Here is a 14889-nt window from a genome sequence, read left to right as displayed (position 1 = left end):
CGACTCAGCGAGCCGCCTCTACAACGTGACCGGAGTTAGCCGCCGTCGATGCTGGTCGGGGGCTGCACGAACTTCGGCGCATTCTCCTGAAGGCCGATGCATTGACCGGTGTTTGCGCCGGTGCAGGGGATCCCGTCGACCGACGGGAGGCTGTCGGGAGAGTCCGAGACCGGCGACGCGGGGTAGCCGTTGTTCGTTGGTGAGCTGGGGACGGTGTGTGGGAGGCAGGAACCGGTGTACATGTCCTCTTCCTCGCCTGCGGAGCACGAGGCGGCGGGCGCGGCGTTAGCGAGCACCGGAACGGTGAAGGCGGCCACCGCGGGGGCGGCGGCGAAAGCGAGCGCGAATCCGCCGGTGAGGATGATTCGTCGGGCAGAGAACTCGAGGTGCGCCATGGTCACGCTTTCTGTGGTTTCCGAGGTTGGCCGTGCTTATTGACGGCTCGTCGGAGGAATTGTATGGAAGCTGCGGGGAATCTGCATGGCTTCCGCGCGTTCCCTGCGAAGGCGTCGGATCCAGCAGTTAGTTGGTGGAACCGGTGACGGTCGGGCTCGAGCCGACGGAGGACTCCGGCGCCACGTATTGCGGTGCGTCCTCGGCCAGGCCGATGCACGCTCCGGAGTCGCGGCCGGTGCACGGTATTCCGTCGATTTCCGGGATGTCCGGGTTGGCTGCCGTCGTGGTGAACGGACTCGGTGAATTGGGCACCAAGCTCGGCACGCATTCGCCGGTGAACTGATCGGCGTCCTCGCCGGAGGCGCAATCGGCCAGGTGCGAGCTGGGCGCAATGGAGGGCGTCGTCAACGCGGCCACGGCGGGGGCGGCGGCGACGGCGAGCGCGAATCCACCGGCAAGGAGGAAGCGTCGTGCGGGGAACTCGAAGTGCGACATGCGTGGATTGTAGGGAAACTGCCAGCAGTCTGCGCAGATACCGTCAGTTCTCTGCGAGCGTGTCGCCGCGTCCGGTCAGTTGGTGGAGCCCGTCACCGTCGGACTGGACCCGACCGACGACGACGGCGGCACGTACTGCGGTGCATCCTCGGACAGGCCGATGCACTGGCCCGAGTTGGCGCCCGTGCATGGGATTCCATCGACCTGGGGGAGCGACGGCGAGTTGGGCACCAGGTCGGGGGTGCAGTTGGAGGTGTAGGTGTCCTCGGACTCGCCAGTGGGGCAGGCCGCCCCGAACGACGGTGCGAGCAAAGGAGCGGTGAGCGCGGCGACCGCGGGCGCGGCAGCGATCGCGACTGCGAATCCGCCGGCGAGAACCAGTCGTCGTGCTGAGATCTGAAGGGTTGCCATCGCCGCACTTTCTCTAGGTGGGCCGCTGTGGCCGAGAGCCGTTTGCGTTGTCGACAATACGCTGACAAACGCGACATCAGGCGCCGATGGCGCCATATTCTGGTGCGCGCGTACGGTTTCTGTGAGCGGCCTCCGCATCGCCTGTGGCGCCCCCTTGCGACGGGTCGCTAATCTACGAGAACGTGTTCTAGTTTTCACTCGTAAGGGGCAATGGTGCAGCTTTCGTTGGCGGATCGGACTTTCATCGTCACGGGCGGTGGCAGCGGCATCGGCAAGGGTGTCGCCGCGGCCGTCGTGGCGTCGGGTGGCGACGTCGTGCTCGTCGGCCGCAACGCCGACCGCCTCGCGGCGGCGAAGGACGAAATCACGGCACTGGCGGGCGACGGCGCAGGCGCGGTGAGGTATGAACCGGCCGACGTCACCAACGAGGACGAGGTCGCCAGGATGGTGGAAGCCGCGACCGCCTGGCACGGGCGACTGAACGGCGTCGTGCACTGTGCGGGCGGCTCCGAGACGATCGGCCCGATCACCCAGGTTGACTCGGATGCCTGGCGGCGAACCGTCGACCTCAACGTCAACGGCACCATGTACGTGCTCAAGCACAGCGCAAGGGAGATGGTCCGCGGTGGCGGCGGGTCGTTCGTCGGCATCTCGTCGATCGCAGCGAGCAACACCCACCGATGGTTCGGCGCGTACGGCGTCAGCAAGTCCGCGATCGACCACCTCATGCAGCTGGGAGCCGACGAACTCGGCGCGTCCTGGGTCCGGGTCAACTCGATCCGACCCGGGCTGATCCGCACCGAACTCGTTGCGCTCGTTCTCGATTCACCGGAGCTCAGTGAGGACTACCGGGTGAGTACACCGCTTCCGCGCGTCGGAGAGGTCACCGACATCGCCAACGCCTCGGTGTTCCTGCTCAGCGATGCCGCGAGCTGGATCACCGGCCAAGTCATCAACGTCGACGGTGGTCAGCTGGTTCGGCGCGGACCCGACTACTCGGCGATGCTCGAGCCGGTCTTCGGCGCCGAGGGTCTGCGAGGAGTCGTCAGCTAGCGACGGGGCTCTTGCCGCCAGCCTCCCATGCCGGCAGGGCCCCGACCGCCGACCAGTCGAGGCGCTCGCCGCCCGTGGCCAGCAGCGTCAGGAATCGGTCGCGCAGCAGACTTGCCAGGGGCAGCGGCACCCGCAACTCCTCGCCCGCGGCAAGGACCAGGCGGATGTCCTTGAGTCCGAGGGTGGCGGCGAATCCAGCTGGCTCGAAGTCCTCGCGTGCGATCAGGCCGCCGTACGTCTGATAGATCGGTGCGCCGAACAGCGTCGAGGTGAGGATGTCGAGATACTGCAGCCTGTCGACGCCCGCCTTGCCGACGAGTGCCATGGCCTCACCGAGCGATTCGATGACCGAGGCGATCAGGAAGTTGCCGCTGAGCTTGATCAAACTGGCCGCCGTCGGATCGTCGGAGACGACGAAAGTGCGTTGGCCAATCGCGTCGAACAGTGGTGAAACCGATTGCACCGCAGTCGAATCACCCGCCGCGACGATGAAGAGCTTGGCCGCTTCGGCGGCCTCCGGCCTGCCGAACACTGGCGCCGCGACGAAGCGCTGTTCAGCGTCGGCGTGGGCCGTAGCGAGTCGCTCGGCCAATGCGACGCCAATGGTGGACGACGACACGTGCACGGCGCCCTTGGCCAGGTTGGCGATGATGCCGTCCTTGCCGAACGTCACGGCCTCGACGGCATCGTCATTGGCCAGCATCGAGATCACGACCTCACCGTCGCAGGCCTCGGCGACGGTGCGGGCGGGCCGGGCGCCGCGCGCGGCGATGGCGTCCACCTTGTCCCGAGAACGGTTGTACGCGGTGACCCGGTGACCGGCACCGAGCAGATTCGATGCCATGCCCGCGCCCATGTTTCCCAACCCGATGAAGCCAATGTCCATGTGTCAACTTCTACCCTTGACTGATGAGGTTCTCCACGACGATGTTCCAGACCGGCAACAACACCGGCATCGAGGTGCCCACCGACGTAGTGGAGGCGCTCGGTGGAGGCAAGCGGGCCGCGGTCGCGGTCACGGTCAACGGCTATCGGTACAGATCGACGATCGCGCCGATGGGCGGAAAATTCCTGTTGCCGTTCAGTGCGGAACGCCGCGACGAGTCCGGCATCGGCGGCGGTGATGCGATCGACGTCGAACTGGTCCTGGACACGGCGCCGAGAGTCGTCGACGTGCCAGCCGATCTACGGGCCGCCTTGGCCGGCTCAGCGACGGCTGCGGCGGCGTGGCAGAAACTGGCGTACAGCCGTCAGAAGGCGCACGTGACGGCGGTGCTCGGCGCGAAGGCCTCGGAGACCAGGGCCCGACGAATCGCTGCCGTGGTGGCCAAGCTCGAGGGCTGAGCTACTGCTTGGGCATCGCCTTCGGACAGTAGGCCTGTACCGAGAGGCCGCCGAAGTGGCCGATCTTGTCAATGCTCGTCCAGTTGGTGGACTTCTTGACGTACTGCATCGCGTCCTGCACCGAGCCCGTACTGGTCAACACGTCACACGTCGAGTGAGCCAGGCTCAACGCGGCCTCGTCGGACTTCATCTGGATGCCATTGTCCTTGAGCGCCTGTAGGAATGCCTGATCCATCTGCGGTGACGCCGAGCCGCCCGCCGGGTCGGCCTGGGCGGGGGTGGCCATCGCCAGCGCCGAGGACGTTCCCGCCGCGACGAGCAGCGCCGCCGCCAACTTCTTGGATTTCATCGCACGTCCCCTGTCACCAGAAAAACCAAGCACCAACACTACGCCAGCAAACACCCGTACAAGTATCGGTTGGTGACGAATTGGTGTTACTGGAATTCCTTCAGTCCTGCATCTTCGCCGCCGCCAGGTGAACCGCGTTGACGATGCCCTGGTAACCGGTGCATCGGCAGAAGTTGCCGGACAGACCTTCGCGTATTTCGTCGTCGGTCGGGGTGGGGTTGTCACGCAGGAGCGCGGTGATGGAGGTGACGAAACCGGGGGTGCAGAAACCGCACTGCAGTCCGTGGCATTCGCGCAAGGCCGCCTGGATGGGCGACAGCTCGCCGTCCGCCGAGGCGATGCCCTCGACCGTGGTCACCTCCTGGCCGTCCACCTGTACCGCGAAGATCAGGCACGACCGCACCGCCTGGCCGTCCAACAGCACCGTGCATGCCCCGCAGGCGCCGTGCTCGCACCCGAGGTGGGTGCCGGTCAGCCCGCACTTCTCGCGAAGGAAGTCGGCGAGGGTGACGCGAGGCTCGACCGAGCCTTCGTGATCGCGGCCGTTGACCGACAACGCGACGGGCAGTTCATGCATGGATCGCCTCCGTGGCTTCCGTCCAGGCCCGCGCCACCATGGCGGCGCCGACCCGGGTGCGATAGGACGCCGACCCCTGAAGGTCGGTCGGGACGTCCTCGAGGCCGGACATCGCCAGCCTGCCGATTTCGTCGGCTGCGACGTCGGTGACCGCCGTGCCGGTGACGGCAGCCTCGGCGAACGACGCCCGCTTGGGCGTCGAGCCAAGTCCCAGAAGGCCGATGCCGCAGCGAATCACGCGATCATCGTCGTCGAGCTCGACGGCGACCGTCGCACCCGCGATGGCGAAGTCGCCGTGGCGCCTGGCGAATTCGTGGATGGCGAACCCGCACCGATTCGACCAGACGGGGAACCGGACCGCCGTCAGGATCTCGTCCGGCGCCAGGGCGGTCTCCCACAGGCCGGTGAAGAACTCCGATGCCGGGATGTGTCTGCGCCCCCGCGACGACGTGGCCTCGATGGACGCGTCGAGGGTCAGGGCCACCGCAGCGTATTCGGCGGCCGGGTCGGCGTGGGCGATCGCACCACCGAGGGTGCCGCGGGTGCGGATCTGGAAGTGGCCGATGTGCGGCGTCGACATGGTCAGCAGCGGAACCGATTCCGCTACCTCGTCGTCCATCCCGACGAGGGCGTGCGGGGTGGCGGCGCCAACGCGGATGTGGTCGCCCTCGAGGTCGATGCTCTGCAGTTCCGCTATCCGCGAGATGTCGATCAGGTTCTCGAAGAACGTCAGCCGCATGGCCAGCATCGGCACCAGGCTCTGCCCACCCGCGAGGATCTTTGCGTCCTCGCCGTATTCGTCGAGAAGGGTCACCGCGTCGGCGACCGATTCGGGGCGGTGGTAGGCGAAGTTCGCGGCCTTCATGGCACCCCCCTCACGACAGCAGCCGCAGCAGGGCGGCCTGAATGTCTTCGGGCCGCAAGGAGTTCGGAATCGCTGGCTTCCGTCGGTTTCGTCGGCCAAGCAGGAAGCCGACCGCGGCCGCTGCGGCGGCCGTGACGACCACTGGCGCTGCGCGTTTGGCGACGGGTAGTGCCACCACCTTGAGTAGGTCGACGGAGTCGCCGGCGGCGGCCTGCGCAGCGGGTTGCTCGACGGCGTCGCCGGTCGGCGCCGACGTCCCGAGTAGATCGGCCTCAAGCGACCTGGCGAACTGCGTGATCAGGTTGCTCGAGACGTCCGCGAGCACGCCCCGGCCGAACTGCGCCGCCTTGCCCGAGATGGTGAGGTCGGTGGTGATCGAAACGTGCGTGCCCGTGGTGCCCTCGTCCTTGAGTTGGGCGGTGACGATGGCGGCGGCACTACCGTTGCCGCGGGTCTCCTTGCCGTTGGCCTTGAGCACGACTCGCTGGGCAGCCGCGTCCTTCTCCTGGAAACTCGCTTCGCCCTGGTAGGACACCGTGATCGGGCCGACCTTGACCTTGACCGCGCCGGTGAAGTCATCCCCGTCGACGGTCAACAGGGTGGCACCGGGCAGGCACTTCGCGACGCGCTCGACGTCGGTGAGCACCGCCCACGTGGTCGCCGCGGGTACCGCGACCCGGAATTCATTGTTGAGCTCCACCTCTAGTGATCCCTTCCTTCGAGCAGTTCGACGATCGTGGCGGGACTCGCAGGCAACCGCGTCAAGGTGACGCCGAGCGGTGCGAGCGCGTCGTTGATGGCGTTGATGACCGCAGGGGTCGATCCGATGGCGCCACCCTCGCCAACGCCCTTGTACCCACCGACCCCTGGACCCGGTATCTCGACGTGTCCGTACTCGATCGACGGTGCCTCCGTCGCCGTCGGCAACAGGTAGTCGACGAAGGTCGAGGACAGCGGGTTGCCTTCGGCGTCGTAGGCCAGGTTCTCCAGCAGCGCGCCGCCGATGCCCTGCACCGTGCCGCCGGCGATCTGACCCTCCACCACGTTGGGGTTGATCATCGCGCCGACGTCCTCGCTGACGATGTAGCGATTCAGCGTGACGTGCCCGGTCGCTACGTCGACCTCGCAGGTGCAGGCGTGAGTGGCGTTGGCCCAGTGGATCATTGCCGACGACGTGAAGCGGGTCGTGGCCTCGAGTGATGCCGAGGTGCCCGGCGGCAGTTGCTGCGGGTCGTAGTAGGCACGGTAGGCCAGATCGGCGAAGCTGATCGACTTCTCCGGATCGGTCCGCGCGCTGGCCCGCGAGTTCGCCAGCTCGACGTCATCGGGCTCGACGCCGAGTCGGTGCGCGGCCATGGCGACGATCCGGTCGCGGAGCATGGTGCCCGCCTCGTTGACCGCGCCCGCCGTCATCGGGCCGCTGCGGCTGCCCTGCGTGCCGGCGCCGTAGGGGGTCACCGCGGTGTCGCCCTGGATGGTGGCCACGTCGTCGATGTTCGCGCCGAGAACGTCGGCGGTGAGCTGGACGACCGTGGTCTCGAGGCTGTTGCCGGACGAACCACCGTTGACGTAGACGTTGATCTTGCCGGTCGACTCCATCCGGATGGTGGCGCCCTCGGTCGCCAGGTGGCCGGTAGCGGCGGCGGTGGGCTCGATGTAGGCCGAGAAGCCGAGCCCGAGGTAGCGGCCCTGCGCCAAGGCCTCGGCCTGTTCCTTGCGGAAACCCTCGAGATCGAGGATCTTGACGGCCTGCTCCAAGGTGTCGGCAGGGGCGACGTGGTCGTACGGCATGCCGTTGGGGTTGAAGTACGGCATCTCGTCGCCGCGCAGGATGTTTCTGCGCCGCAGCTCGACGGGATCCATGTTCATCTTGCGGGCCGCGATGTCGATGAGTACCTCGCGGGCCAGCGTCTCGTACTGCCACGGTCCGCGATAGGCATGCAGCCCAGCGGTATTCGAGAACACCGTCTTGTAGGCGAAGCTGGCCTTGGGCACTCGGTACGGACCTGGGAAGAACATCCCGATGGCCGCCGTGGTGAGCACCGGGTACGGCGTCGGGTACGACCCGACGTCCTGCACGAAGTCGATGTCGACGGCGAGGAAGTTGCCGTCGTCGTCGAACGCCATTCGCACGTTGCCATCGACGTGGCGCGACTGGCCCGCCGACATCAGGTTCTCGCGTCGGTCCTCGATCCACTTCAGCGCGCCGCGCACCTTGCGGGCGGCCAGCAGGATGCACATGTCCTCGCGCATCGGGACCACCTTCTGGCCGAACCCGCCACCCGTATCACGCATGATGACCCGGACGTGTTGGGCGGGAATGCCCAAAAGCCTTGCCCCGAAGGCGCGTAACTCATGCGGGGTCTGGGTGGAGGCCCAGATGGTCAGCTCGCCGGTCGTCGCCGTCCACTCCACGACCATGCCGCGCGTCTCGATGGGCACCGGAACGTAGGTCTGCTGATAGACGTTCTCGCTGACGACGTACGCGGCGGAGGAGAAGATCTCCTCGTCGGGTGGCATGCCCGCCATGCCCCCGGCGACGTTGTCGGGGTAGGCGTCGTGGACCACCGGAATGCCTGCGTCGGCACCTCCGATCGCCTGGCGGAAGTCGACGATCGCGGGCAGGGGCTCATAGTCGACCGTCACCAGGTCGACGGCGTCTTCGGCGAGGTATCGGCTGTCGGCGACGACGAGGGCGACGGGATCGCCGACGAACTTCACCTCGCCCTCAGCCAGTGGTGGCCGCGGGGTGTCGGCGATGTCCTTGCCGGCGACCGCGTGCCACGCCTCGCGGACGTCGGGGTTGAGGTCCGCGGCGGTGAAGACGGCGTGCACGCCAGGGAGTTCGAGCGCGGCGCTGGCGTCGATGCCGTTGATCCTGGCGTGGGCGATCGGGCTGCGTACGAAGCAGGCGTGCACCATGCCGGGCCGGACGACGTCGTCGACGAAGGTGCCGCGCCCGGTGAGAAGTCGGTTGTCCTCGACGCGGGGGACCCGCGTGCCCGCATAGCGGGCGGTGGTGGCGGTCACGAAGCTATTCCCCTCGATCACTTTCGCGGGTAAGTGGCGGGCGTCACACTACTGCGACAACGCCGTTATCGTACATGGAGAGGGGCTGTAGCAGAAAGAGAGAGTGGCGTTACCGCACGTCGCTGGGGCCAGAGACGGCCTCGTCCGCGGCATCGTGGTGAATTCGCGTGTCGACTTCGGCGAGGGGGCGGCCACCACCGCCCCAGCGCCGGGCGATGATCTCGGCGATGATCGACACCGCGGTTTCCTCGGGAGTACGGGCGCCGAGGTCCAGACCGATCGGGCTGGAGAGTCGACGCGTCTCGGCTTCCGCGAGACCGACGTCGCGCAGCCGGTCGAGTCGATCGAAGTGGGTCTGGCGCGACCCCATCGCACCGACGTAGCCGACCCGCGGCAGGCGCAGGGCTACCGCCAGCACCGGCACGTCGAACTTGGGGTCGTGGGTGAGGACGCAGATCACGGTCCTGGCGTCGATCGCGCCCAAGGCCTGCTGGCCCGCGAGGTAGCGGTCGGGCCAGTCGACGACGACCTCGTCGGCGGCGGGGAAGCGGGCGGGCGTCGCGAAGACGGGACGGGCATCGCACACCGTGACGCGATATCCGAGCAGGGCAGCCTGGCGGGTCAGCGCCGCGGCGAAGTCGATGGCGCCGAACACGATCATGCGCGGACGCGGGGCATGGCTGGCGACGAAGACCTCCATGCCCTCGCCCTGGCGCTGCCCGTCGGGGCCGTAGGTCACCACGGCCGTTCGCCCCGCGGCCAACAGTCCGCGGGCGTCGTCGGCGACGGCGTCGTCCGCGCGGGTGGATCCGAGCGAGCCATCGGCGGTCGCCTCACCGACGACGAGTCGCCGGCCGACCCACTCGACGTCGGGATGGGAGATGACGGTGGCCACGGCGATCGGACGGTGCGCGGCGATGTCGTCGGCGATGGCGGCCAATTGCGGAAACGTCTCGCGGGACAGGGGTTCGGCGAAGATGTCGATGATTCCGCCGCACGTGAGACCCACCGCAAAGGCATCGTCGTCGGTGATGCCGTAGCGCTGCAGCTGAGGACGTCCCGTCTGCACCACCTCGCCGGCCAACTCGTAGACCGCAGCCTCCACGCAGCCGCCAGAGACCGACCCCGTCACCGAACCGTCCGGCGCAACCACCATGGCAGCGCCCGCTGCCCGCGGGGCGGACTTGATGGTGCGCACGACGGTCGCCAAACCCGCCGTCCCCCCTGCCTGCCACACCGCGAGGAGCTCATCAAGCACGTCACGCACGTGTCGAGTCTAGGTCCGGCCGGGTACCGTTGCCCCATGACCGGATCCCCCCGTCCGCCGGTGCTGTGCGCAGCCTGATCGCCGCCGTCTGCGTCGCCATGATCACGACGTTGCCGGCCTGCAGTCGGGACGGGGCGCCGAACTCGCTCTTCGACTCGGCCGGCTATCACGTTCGTGGCGACGCAGTCTTCTACTTGCAGGCGTTTCCGGGGAAGGCCGCTCAGATCGAAGGTGCCGACGCCGCCTCCTTCGACGTCCTCGATCGAACGTTTGCGAAGGACCGCTCCACCGTCTACGTCGACGGCCGCCCACTGCCCGACGCGGATCCCGCGAGCTTCGTCCTGCTCGATCGTCCGGAGTTTGCCAAGGACGGTGACCACGTCTATCAGCGCGACACCGTGCTCAGCGACGATCCGGCGCACTTCGAGCTGCTCGGTGGCAATCTGACCAAGGACGGCAGAGCGGTGTACTGGTCGGACGGCCGGGTGCTGTCAGATGATCCCGCGAACTTCGCCATCGTCTCGGATGCCGACTACTACCTGTTCACCAAGGACGGAAAAGCCGTGCAGGTGAACGGAATTGCGATCGCCGGCGCCGACCCAGCCACCTTTCACGTGATCAAGGGCGGGTACTCGAGCGACGCCGGCGGCATCTTCTACTTCACCGATCGCGTCGCCGGTGCCGATGCGTCGTCATTCGAGGTCATCGACAATCCCTTCGCCCGCGATGCCCGCCACGCGTACTGGATGGGCAAGCAGATTCCCGACGCCGATGGTTCGACGTTCAAGGTGCTGAACGCGAATTTCGAGTGCACGGCAGATCGGTCGCACGCGTACTACCGGAACAAGCTCATCGTCGACGCCGATCCCCGGTCGTTTCCACGTGGGCGGGCAGTGACGGGGTGCTCGGAGACGGCCGTCTACTTCGCGCCGTAGGCCGCAAAACTAACACCCCTGTTAGAAACCAGGTTAAGGTGATATTTTGCTTGCTCAGCAACTACGAGAGGCATGTCATGCCCGCATTGCGAGCCCGAACCACCGCACTCCTGACGTCGACGGGTGCCGCGCTTGCCTTCGTCGCGGCGATCTACGCGCCGGTGGCCGCCGCCGACGACACGATCGCCTGCGAGCCAGGTCAGATCGTCATCGACGGCAACTGCAACGTCCCAGCGCCACCTGCGGAGGATGAGTTCGCCCCTCCGGCGAACGACTTCTTCGCCCCGGCCGCCGAGGCGCCGATGGACGGCGGCGACAGCGTCGACATCGGCGGTGGTGGCATCGACGTCGCCACCGGTGGTGTCGACATCGGTGGCGGTGGCGTGGACGTCGGCGGTGGGCACCACTAAGGCGATCTCTGCCAGAGGCAGTCGCCGGTCATCTCGATGGTGAACAGCCTCGGAAGCACCTCGAGGGTCAGCGACTGACCGGGATTCCCCTGGTCGGTGTGCGGCGGGGCGAGCGTCGGGGTACCGGATACGGCGGCAAATTGAGTTGCGGCACAGCTACTTTCAGCAGTTCGGGGACTGGCCGTCCAGCCGCCCGACTCCAACATGGGGTTGCGGCGGCCCTGGCCGTGCAATGTCATCACTGGGCCGTAGCTCAGCCACCTTTCGCTGATCGGGTACGGATCGGCGACGGATTGCCACTTCGCACCCGTGCAGACGAGGGGCGCCTGGTCGCCGGTCGGCCACGTCATCGCGTCCGCAACGTCGGCGGAACACGGCGTGTCCGGCTGCGGCGCAACGGAATCGGCAGCAGCCACCCCGGTGGGGGACACGGCCAGACTCGCCAGCACTACGCCGATCATGGTCCAACGCCACATGATTGGCTACCTAGACCTTGGTGAGGTCGGTCTTCATTAGCATCACGTTGTACGGCGTGAACAGCGACAGATTCCAGTACAGATCGGTGCCGGTGCCCATCGTCGACGACGACCAAGGATGCATCATGGGCGCGTAGATGCCGCCGGGCTGTTGAGTCAGAATCACCTTCGCCGTCGACCACGTGCCGGTGGGAGAGTCCGACGTCCGCATCACGATGTTGTTGAACTGATCGCCATGCAGTGCAACGTACTTCTTGAGCTGCTTGTTGTACTGCACCGACATCTCGCTGACCTGGTTGCCGGGGTTGGCGACGCCGCAGGCTCCAGTGTCCTGGCCGAATACCGCCGTCGCCTTGGCGGGTTGATTCCTGTACCAGCCAGCGGGTGTCGCCCCCCAGCCGAACCAGCCGCCTGCCGAGCCCGCGCTGTAGTAGTCGTATTTGGTCGTGTCGAGGATGTCCCGTTCCGCGACGCGTGACACGTATGCGGCGCCTTGGCGGCCGTTGGGCGTGCCATAGCTGTAGACGTAGCCGTCGCCCGGTCGGACGAAGGCGCCCTGCTGGAAGTTCGCGTTTCCACTCCAGGGGTCGTTGTAGCGCACCGACGTCGGGGCGACCTTCCAGTTCTCGCCGTTGTCCTCTGAGTACGCGATCGCGGAGTAGTTGGTCGTCCACGTGCCCGCGGCGCCCCAATTGGTCACCGACATGAAGTTGACGTACTGGGTGACGCCGAACCGAGTGCCCGGCGTCGGGATGGAGATGCCCGCGGTGGGAATCAGGGTGATGCCTGCGGGCAGGCCGTCGGGGTGGATGATCTGTCGCGCCGTGGTCGGGCTGCTGAGCGGCGTGCCGCCAAACATGTTGCCGTTGTACCACTCTCCTCCTGCGATCGTCATTCCGTCGGATAGCACGGGGTCCGCGCTGCGGAGCAGAACGTTGAAGCGCCAGTTGCCCGTCATATTGGTGCCGCTGAACGTATCGCCGAAGGCCATCAGCACCTGGTGCTCGTTGTACGGAGTGGCCGGATTGTCGACCATGCCGTTGTCCCAGATGACGCCGACGTCGGTGCCCGTAATGCCGAAGCGGTTGAGGGTGTCGGCGATCAGCGGGTCGCCGGTCTGGTAGTTGCCCGTCACCCACTGGACGAACTGCGTCGACGGGCTCAGTTGGGCATTGGCAGTTGGGAAGGCGGGCACGTTGATGACTGGCACCGCCGCCTGCGCGAAGGCGGTGGTGGCGGCGGCCAGCGACAGGCTGGTGGTGTCGATGGCGACGGCGGGCGTCTCGGTGGCGCGGCCGGTGACGGCGTTGACGAAGTTGTCGAACTCGCGGCGCGCGAAGGCCAGCAGCGACCACGCCAACGGGGGTTCGGCTGGCGCCGTCGAGCCCGAGCCGATGAGTGGACTCAGCACCCAGTTGACGACGCTCGACACCATGCTGCCGACGATGTCGAGCGGGTTCTGGGGTGCCGGCTGAGCAGGCGTCGGCGTCGTGACGTCGATGGTGGCAACCCGCGCCGAGGACGCTGACTCGACCGAGGGGGAGACGACGGCGAGTGCCTTGGCGGCAGGCACCGACTGGGACTCGGGCTGGCTCTGGATCTTTGCCTGGCTCTGAGTCTCGGGCTGGCTCTGGATCTTTGGCTTGGGGTCCTCGGCGGCAAGCTTCGACTTCTTAATGGGGGCTTCGGGTTTGGCGGTGCTCACCGAAGTGCCCGTGTTGGTCTGGGCGCTGATCACGACGCCGTCGGCGAGCGTGTCGGGGGTCGTGCTGGAGGCCGCGGGCTCGTCAGCTGCCGGCTCCGGCGCGCCCGTAGTGGGCGTCGTCGGCACAGTCGATGGCTCGGTGGCCGGCTCGGTGGTCGGCTCGGTCTTGGGGGTGGTGTCGGGTGACGTGGCCGGCGCCGGCGAACTGGAGCTTGGCGGACTTGACGAGGGCTCTTCGGCTGCGGCGACTCCGTACCCGGTCGCGATGGCGGTTCCGACTCCGAGCGCGATGGCCAGGCCACCCACTCGGCCGATGTACGCTGCGGCTCCCATGCTGGCCCCTTTGACACGTCGAGATGTTCCATCCCCCGACGGATCTCGGCCATTGAATCGCATTATTGACGGCGCTATTGGGAAACGCTGAAACTTCCGTCGTCAATCGAGCTTGCGCAGAGCCTCTTCGTACAGCTCGAATGCCTCGCCCAAACCGTCGTTGACCCATGCATCGACGATCCCAAAGCGGTCGGCCACCAGTTGAATCTGCGTGACCCATTGCCGAAAGCCGCTGTCGGTCCGAAGCGCGTTGATCTGCTGCTTGCTGCCCTGGATCAGGATGAAGCCGCCAAGCTCCGTGCTCTGCGGCTGCAGGATCGTGGCGTCGAAGCGCTCGATGTGGCCGTCCTGCTTCAACCGGTCGAGGTATCCAGTCATCGACGACTTGAGAAGCTCGAGGGCCTGCCGCTCGCGCCCGCGGGCCGGGATTCCCCATGACACCCACACGCCGGCTTCGGACATGAGTTCCTCCTCGGCTGATCGCCACTGCGTCGGCGGGCACGACGCCCGCGCCTGCGAGTATCTAGTACGACTGCCCGTCGGCGTATCGCTGTCGAAGGGAGTGTCGGCCGTTGCCTCGGTTCCGACTCTTGTACGTCGCCAGCTGCGAGTCGCAGTTCGGGCAGACCAGCCGCAAGTTTTCTCGTCGGTTGTTCGTCGGGTTCCCATCGATGTGGTCCACGACCAATACGAGGTGCAGGCCCAGCCACACGCTCGCACCGCCGCAGATTGCGCAGCAGCCCGACTGGGCGTCGGCGAGGTACTGCCGGATGTAGTGGTCGTGGTAGGTGGCGATGACCGCCTCGCCGGACTCGAGCCAACGCTTGGTACCGAGCTCGCGCCGAACCGTCGCCTGACATGCGTTGCTGCAGTAGATCTTTTGGCTGCGTTTCGAGAGTGTGGCTCCACAGCCGCGGCACTGCCTCATGAGGACGACGGTAGGACTTACCACCGACAAACCCTGGAGTTGGAGCCCCCTATCGGGATCGAACCGATGGCCTACGCTTTACAAGAGCGTTGCTCTACCGCTGAGCTAAGGAGGCTGGTGCGGGCCTAGCATATCGGGTCACTCGTCGGCGTCGACCACGCGCGTCGAGGGCACCGGCCGCGGGGTCGGCCGTCGACCGCGCGAGCGAGGCAGAGGGATTCGGCCCGCGATGTTGCTCAGCGGATTGACCACCTGACTCAGCGTGTTGACGGCGTCGTACAGCGCGTCGATGGTCGGCGCGAGCGCCTCGAGTCC

Annotated in this window: 18 protein-coding genes and 1 tRNA gene; 4 read left to right on the top strand and 15 right to left on the bottom strand. The window is 66.9% G+C overall.

Translation table 11 applies throughout. From position 1 onward, the window contains the following. Positions 1–35: 35 nt before the first annotated feature. From QOD90_RS29745 to QOD90_RS29735, 3 genes are all read right to left on the bottom strand, one after another. Complete coding sequence (locus QOD90_RS29745) at positions 36–395, bottom strand: intersectin-EH binding protein Ibp1 (RefSeq protein ID WP_526355909.1); 360 nt, start codon at positions 393–395, stop codon at positions 36–38. A gap of 127 nt (positions 396–522) precedes the next feature. Next, on the bottom strand, positions 523–891 hold the full coding sequence (locus QOD90_RS29740; RefSeq protein ID WP_526355884.1) for an intersectin-EH binding protein Ibp1: 369 nt from the start codon (positions 889–891) through the stop codon (positions 523–525). 75 nt (positions 892–966) lie between these two features. Continuing rightward, a complete protein-coding gene (locus tag QOD90_RS29735; RefSeq protein WP_526355882.1) occupies positions 967–1302 on the bottom strand; it encodes an intersectin-EH binding protein Ibp1 in 336 nt (111 codons plus the stop codon). Between the two features lie 213 nt (positions 1303–1515). Between QOD90_RS29735 and QOD90_RS29730 the strand changes: the two genes are divergently transcribed. After that, positions 1516–2355, top strand: a complete 840-nt coding sequence (locus tag QOD90_RS29730; RefSeq protein WP_526355907.1) for an SDR family oxidoreductase — start codon at positions 1516–1518, stop codon at positions 2353–2355. Here the strand turns inward: QOD90_RS29730 and QOD90_RS29725 are convergent. Continuing rightward, on the bottom strand, positions 2348–3241 hold the full coding sequence (locus QOD90_RS29725; protein WP_526355880.1) for an NAD(P)-dependent oxidoreductase: 894 nt from the start codon (positions 3239–3241) through the stop codon (positions 2348–2350). The genes QOD90_RS29730 and QOD90_RS29725 overlap by 8 nt on opposite strands. 23 nt (positions 3242–3264) lie before the next feature. Between QOD90_RS29725 and QOD90_RS29720 the strand changes: the two genes are divergently transcribed. Beyond that, positions 3265–3699 carry a DUF1905 domain-containing protein gene (locus tag QOD90_RS29720; protein ID WP_526355878.1) on the top strand — a complete coding sequence of 145 codons (435 nt, stop codon included), beginning with the start codon at positions 3265–3267 and terminating at the stop codon, positions 3697–3699. Position 3700: 1 nt separating this feature from the next. Here the strand turns inward: QOD90_RS29720 and QOD90_RS29715 are convergent, their stop codons facing one another. The 6 genes from QOD90_RS29715 to QOD90_RS29690 form a co-directional block, all read right to left on the bottom strand. Continuing rightward, positions 3701–4048, bottom strand: a complete 348-nt coding sequence (locus QOD90_RS29715; RefSeq protein ID WP_526355876.1) for a DUF732 domain-containing protein — start codon at positions 4046–4048, stop codon at positions 3701–3703. A gap of 100 nt (positions 4049–4148) precedes the next feature. Beyond that, entirely contained in the window at positions 4149–4625 is a 477-nt protein-coding gene (locus QOD90_RS29710; RefSeq protein ID WP_526355874.1) for a (2Fe-2S)-binding protein, read from the bottom strand. Further along, positions 4618–5490 carry an FAD binding domain-containing protein gene (locus QOD90_RS29705; RefSeq protein ID WP_526355872.1) on the bottom strand — a complete coding sequence of 291 codons (873 nt, stop codon included), beginning with the start codon at positions 5488–5490 and terminating at the stop codon, positions 4618–4620. Before QOD90_RS29705 ends, QOD90_RS29710 begins: the two co-directional genes overlap by 8 nt. Before the next feature lie 10 nt (positions 5491–5500). Beyond that, entirely contained in the window at positions 5501–6190 is a 690-nt protein-coding gene (locus QOD90_RS29700; protein WP_526355870.1) for an SRPBCC family protein, read from the bottom strand. 2 nt (positions 6191–6192) lie between these two features. Continuing rightward, complete coding sequence (locus QOD90_RS29695) at positions 6193–8520, bottom strand: xanthine dehydrogenase family protein molybdopterin-binding subunit (RefSeq protein WP_526355868.1); 2328 nt, start codon at positions 8518–8520, stop codon at positions 6193–6195. A 109-nt stretch (positions 8521–8629) separates the two neighbouring features. After that, positions 8630–9787 carry an XdhC family protein gene (locus QOD90_RS29690; RefSeq protein WP_526355866.1) on the bottom strand — a complete coding sequence of 386 codons (1158 nt, stop codon included), beginning with the start codon at positions 9785–9787 and terminating at the stop codon, positions 8630–8632. Positions 9788–9852: 65 nt separating this feature from the next. Here QOD90_RS29690 and QOD90_RS29685 point away from each other — a divergent pair, with 65 nt between their 5' ends. After that, the gene (locus QOD90_RS29685) at positions 9853–10722 is read left to right on the top strand and encodes a DKNYY domain-containing protein (protein WP_526355864.1); all 870 of its coding nucleotides are present in this window, start codon (positions 9853–9855) and stop codon (positions 10720–10722) included. 77 nt (positions 10723–10799) lie between these two features. Continuing rightward, entirely contained in the window at positions 10800–11132 is a 333-nt protein-coding gene (locus QOD90_RS29680; RefSeq protein WP_526355862.1) for a hypothetical protein, read from the top strand. Here the strand turns inward: QOD90_RS29680 and QOD90_RS29675 are convergent. The 5 genes from QOD90_RS29675 to QOD90_RS29655 all read right to left on the bottom strand — a co-directional run bounded on the left by QOD90_RS29675 (position 11129) and on the right by QOD90_RS29655 (position 14689). Next, the gene (locus tag QOD90_RS29675) at positions 11129–11608 is read right to left on the bottom strand and encodes a hypothetical protein (RefSeq protein ID WP_526355861.1); all 480 of its coding nucleotides are present in this window, start codon (positions 11606–11608) and stop codon (positions 11129–11131) included. The two genes, QOD90_RS29680 and QOD90_RS29675, sit on opposite strands and share 4 nt — an antisense overlap. A gap of 10 nt (positions 11609–11618) precedes the next feature. After that, positions 11619–13646, bottom strand: a complete 2028-nt coding sequence (locus QOD90_RS29670; protein WP_526355859.1) for a DUF4185 domain-containing protein — start codon at positions 13644–13646, stop codon at positions 11619–11621. 102 nt (positions 13647–13748) lie between these two features. Further along, positions 13749–14108 carry a hypothetical protein gene (locus QOD90_RS29665; protein WP_526355857.1) on the bottom strand — a complete coding sequence of 120 codons (360 nt, stop codon included), beginning with the start codon at positions 14106–14108 and terminating at the stop codon, positions 13749–13751. A 61-nt stretch (positions 14109–14169) separates the two neighbouring features. Beyond that, complete coding sequence (locus QOD90_RS29660) at positions 14170–14574, bottom strand: HNH endonuclease signature motif containing protein (protein WP_526355855.1); 405 nt, start codon at positions 14572–14574, stop codon at positions 14170–14172. A gap of 40 nt (positions 14575–14614) precedes the next feature. After that, positions 14615–14689: transfer RNA gene (locus tag QOD90_RS29655), tRNA-Thr, on the bottom strand. Positions 14690–14889: the final 200 nt, after the last annotated feature.

Origin of the sequence: Mycobacterium sp., assembly GCF_032161845.1 — a bacterium.
Taxonomy (GTDB): Bacteria; Actinomycetota; Actinomycetes; order Mycobacteriales; family Mycobacteriaceae; genus Mycobacterium.
Note: the sequence above shows the minus strand (reverse complement) of the source record. Positions and strands in the feature narration are given on the sequence as shown.

What these genes read in the sequence shown, in the direction of transcription:
- QOD90_RS29745 (WP_526355909.1), bottom strand. Translation starts at nt 395, where the DNA reads ATGGCGCACCTCGAGTTCTCTGCCCGACGAATCATCCTCACCGGCGGA.
- QOD90_RS29740 (WP_526355884.1), bottom strand. Translation starts at nt 891, where the DNA reads ATGTCGCACTTCGAGTTCCCCGCACGACGCTTCCTCCTTGCCGGTGGA.
- QOD90_RS29735 (WP_526355882.1), bottom strand. Translation starts at nt 1,302, where the DNA reads ATGGCAACCCTTCAGATCTCAGCACGACGACTGGTTCTCGCCGGCGGA.
- QOD90_RS29725 (WP_526355880.1), bottom strand. Translation starts at nt 3,241, where the DNA reads ATGGACATTGGCTTCATCGGGTTGGGAAACATGGGCGCGGGCATGGCA.
- QOD90_RS29720 (WP_526355878.1), top strand. Translation starts at nt 3,265, where the DNA reads ATGAGGTTCTCCACGACGATGTTCCAGACCGGCAACAACACCGGCATC.
- QOD90_RS29715 (WP_526355876.1), bottom strand. Translation starts at nt 4,048, where the DNA reads ATGAAATCCAAGAAGTTGGCGGCGGCGCTGCTCGTCGCGGCGGGAACG.
- QOD90_RS29710 (WP_526355874.1), bottom strand. Translation starts at nt 4,625, where the DNA reads ATGCATGAACTGCCCGTCGCGTTGTCGGTCAACGGCCGCGATCACGAA.
- QOD90_RS29705 (WP_526355872.1), bottom strand. Translation starts at nt 5,490, where the DNA reads ATGAAGGCCGCGAACTTCGCCTACCACCGCCCCGAATCGGTCGCCGAC.
- QOD90_RS29680 (WP_526355862.1), top strand. Translation starts at nt 10,800, where the DNA reads ATGCCCGCATTGCGAGCCCGAACCACCGCACTCCTGACGTCGACGGGT.
- QOD90_RS29675 (WP_526355861.1), bottom strand. Translation starts at nt 11,608, where the DNA reads ATGTGGCGTTGGACCATGATCGGCGTAGTGCTGGCGAGTCTGGCCGTG.
- QOD90_RS29670 (WP_526355859.1), bottom strand. Translation starts at nt 13,646, where the DNA reads ATGGGAGCCGCAGCGTACATCGGCCGAGTGGGTGGCCTGGCCATCGCG.
- QOD90_RS29665 (WP_526355857.1), bottom strand. Translation starts at nt 14,108, where the DNA reads ATGTCCGAAGCCGGCGTGTGGGTGTCATGGGGAATCCCGGCCCGCGGG.
- QOD90_RS29660 (WP_526355855.1), bottom strand. Translation starts at nt 14,574, where the DNA reads ATGAGGCAGTGCCGCGGCTGTGGAGCCACACTCTCGAAACGCAGCCAA.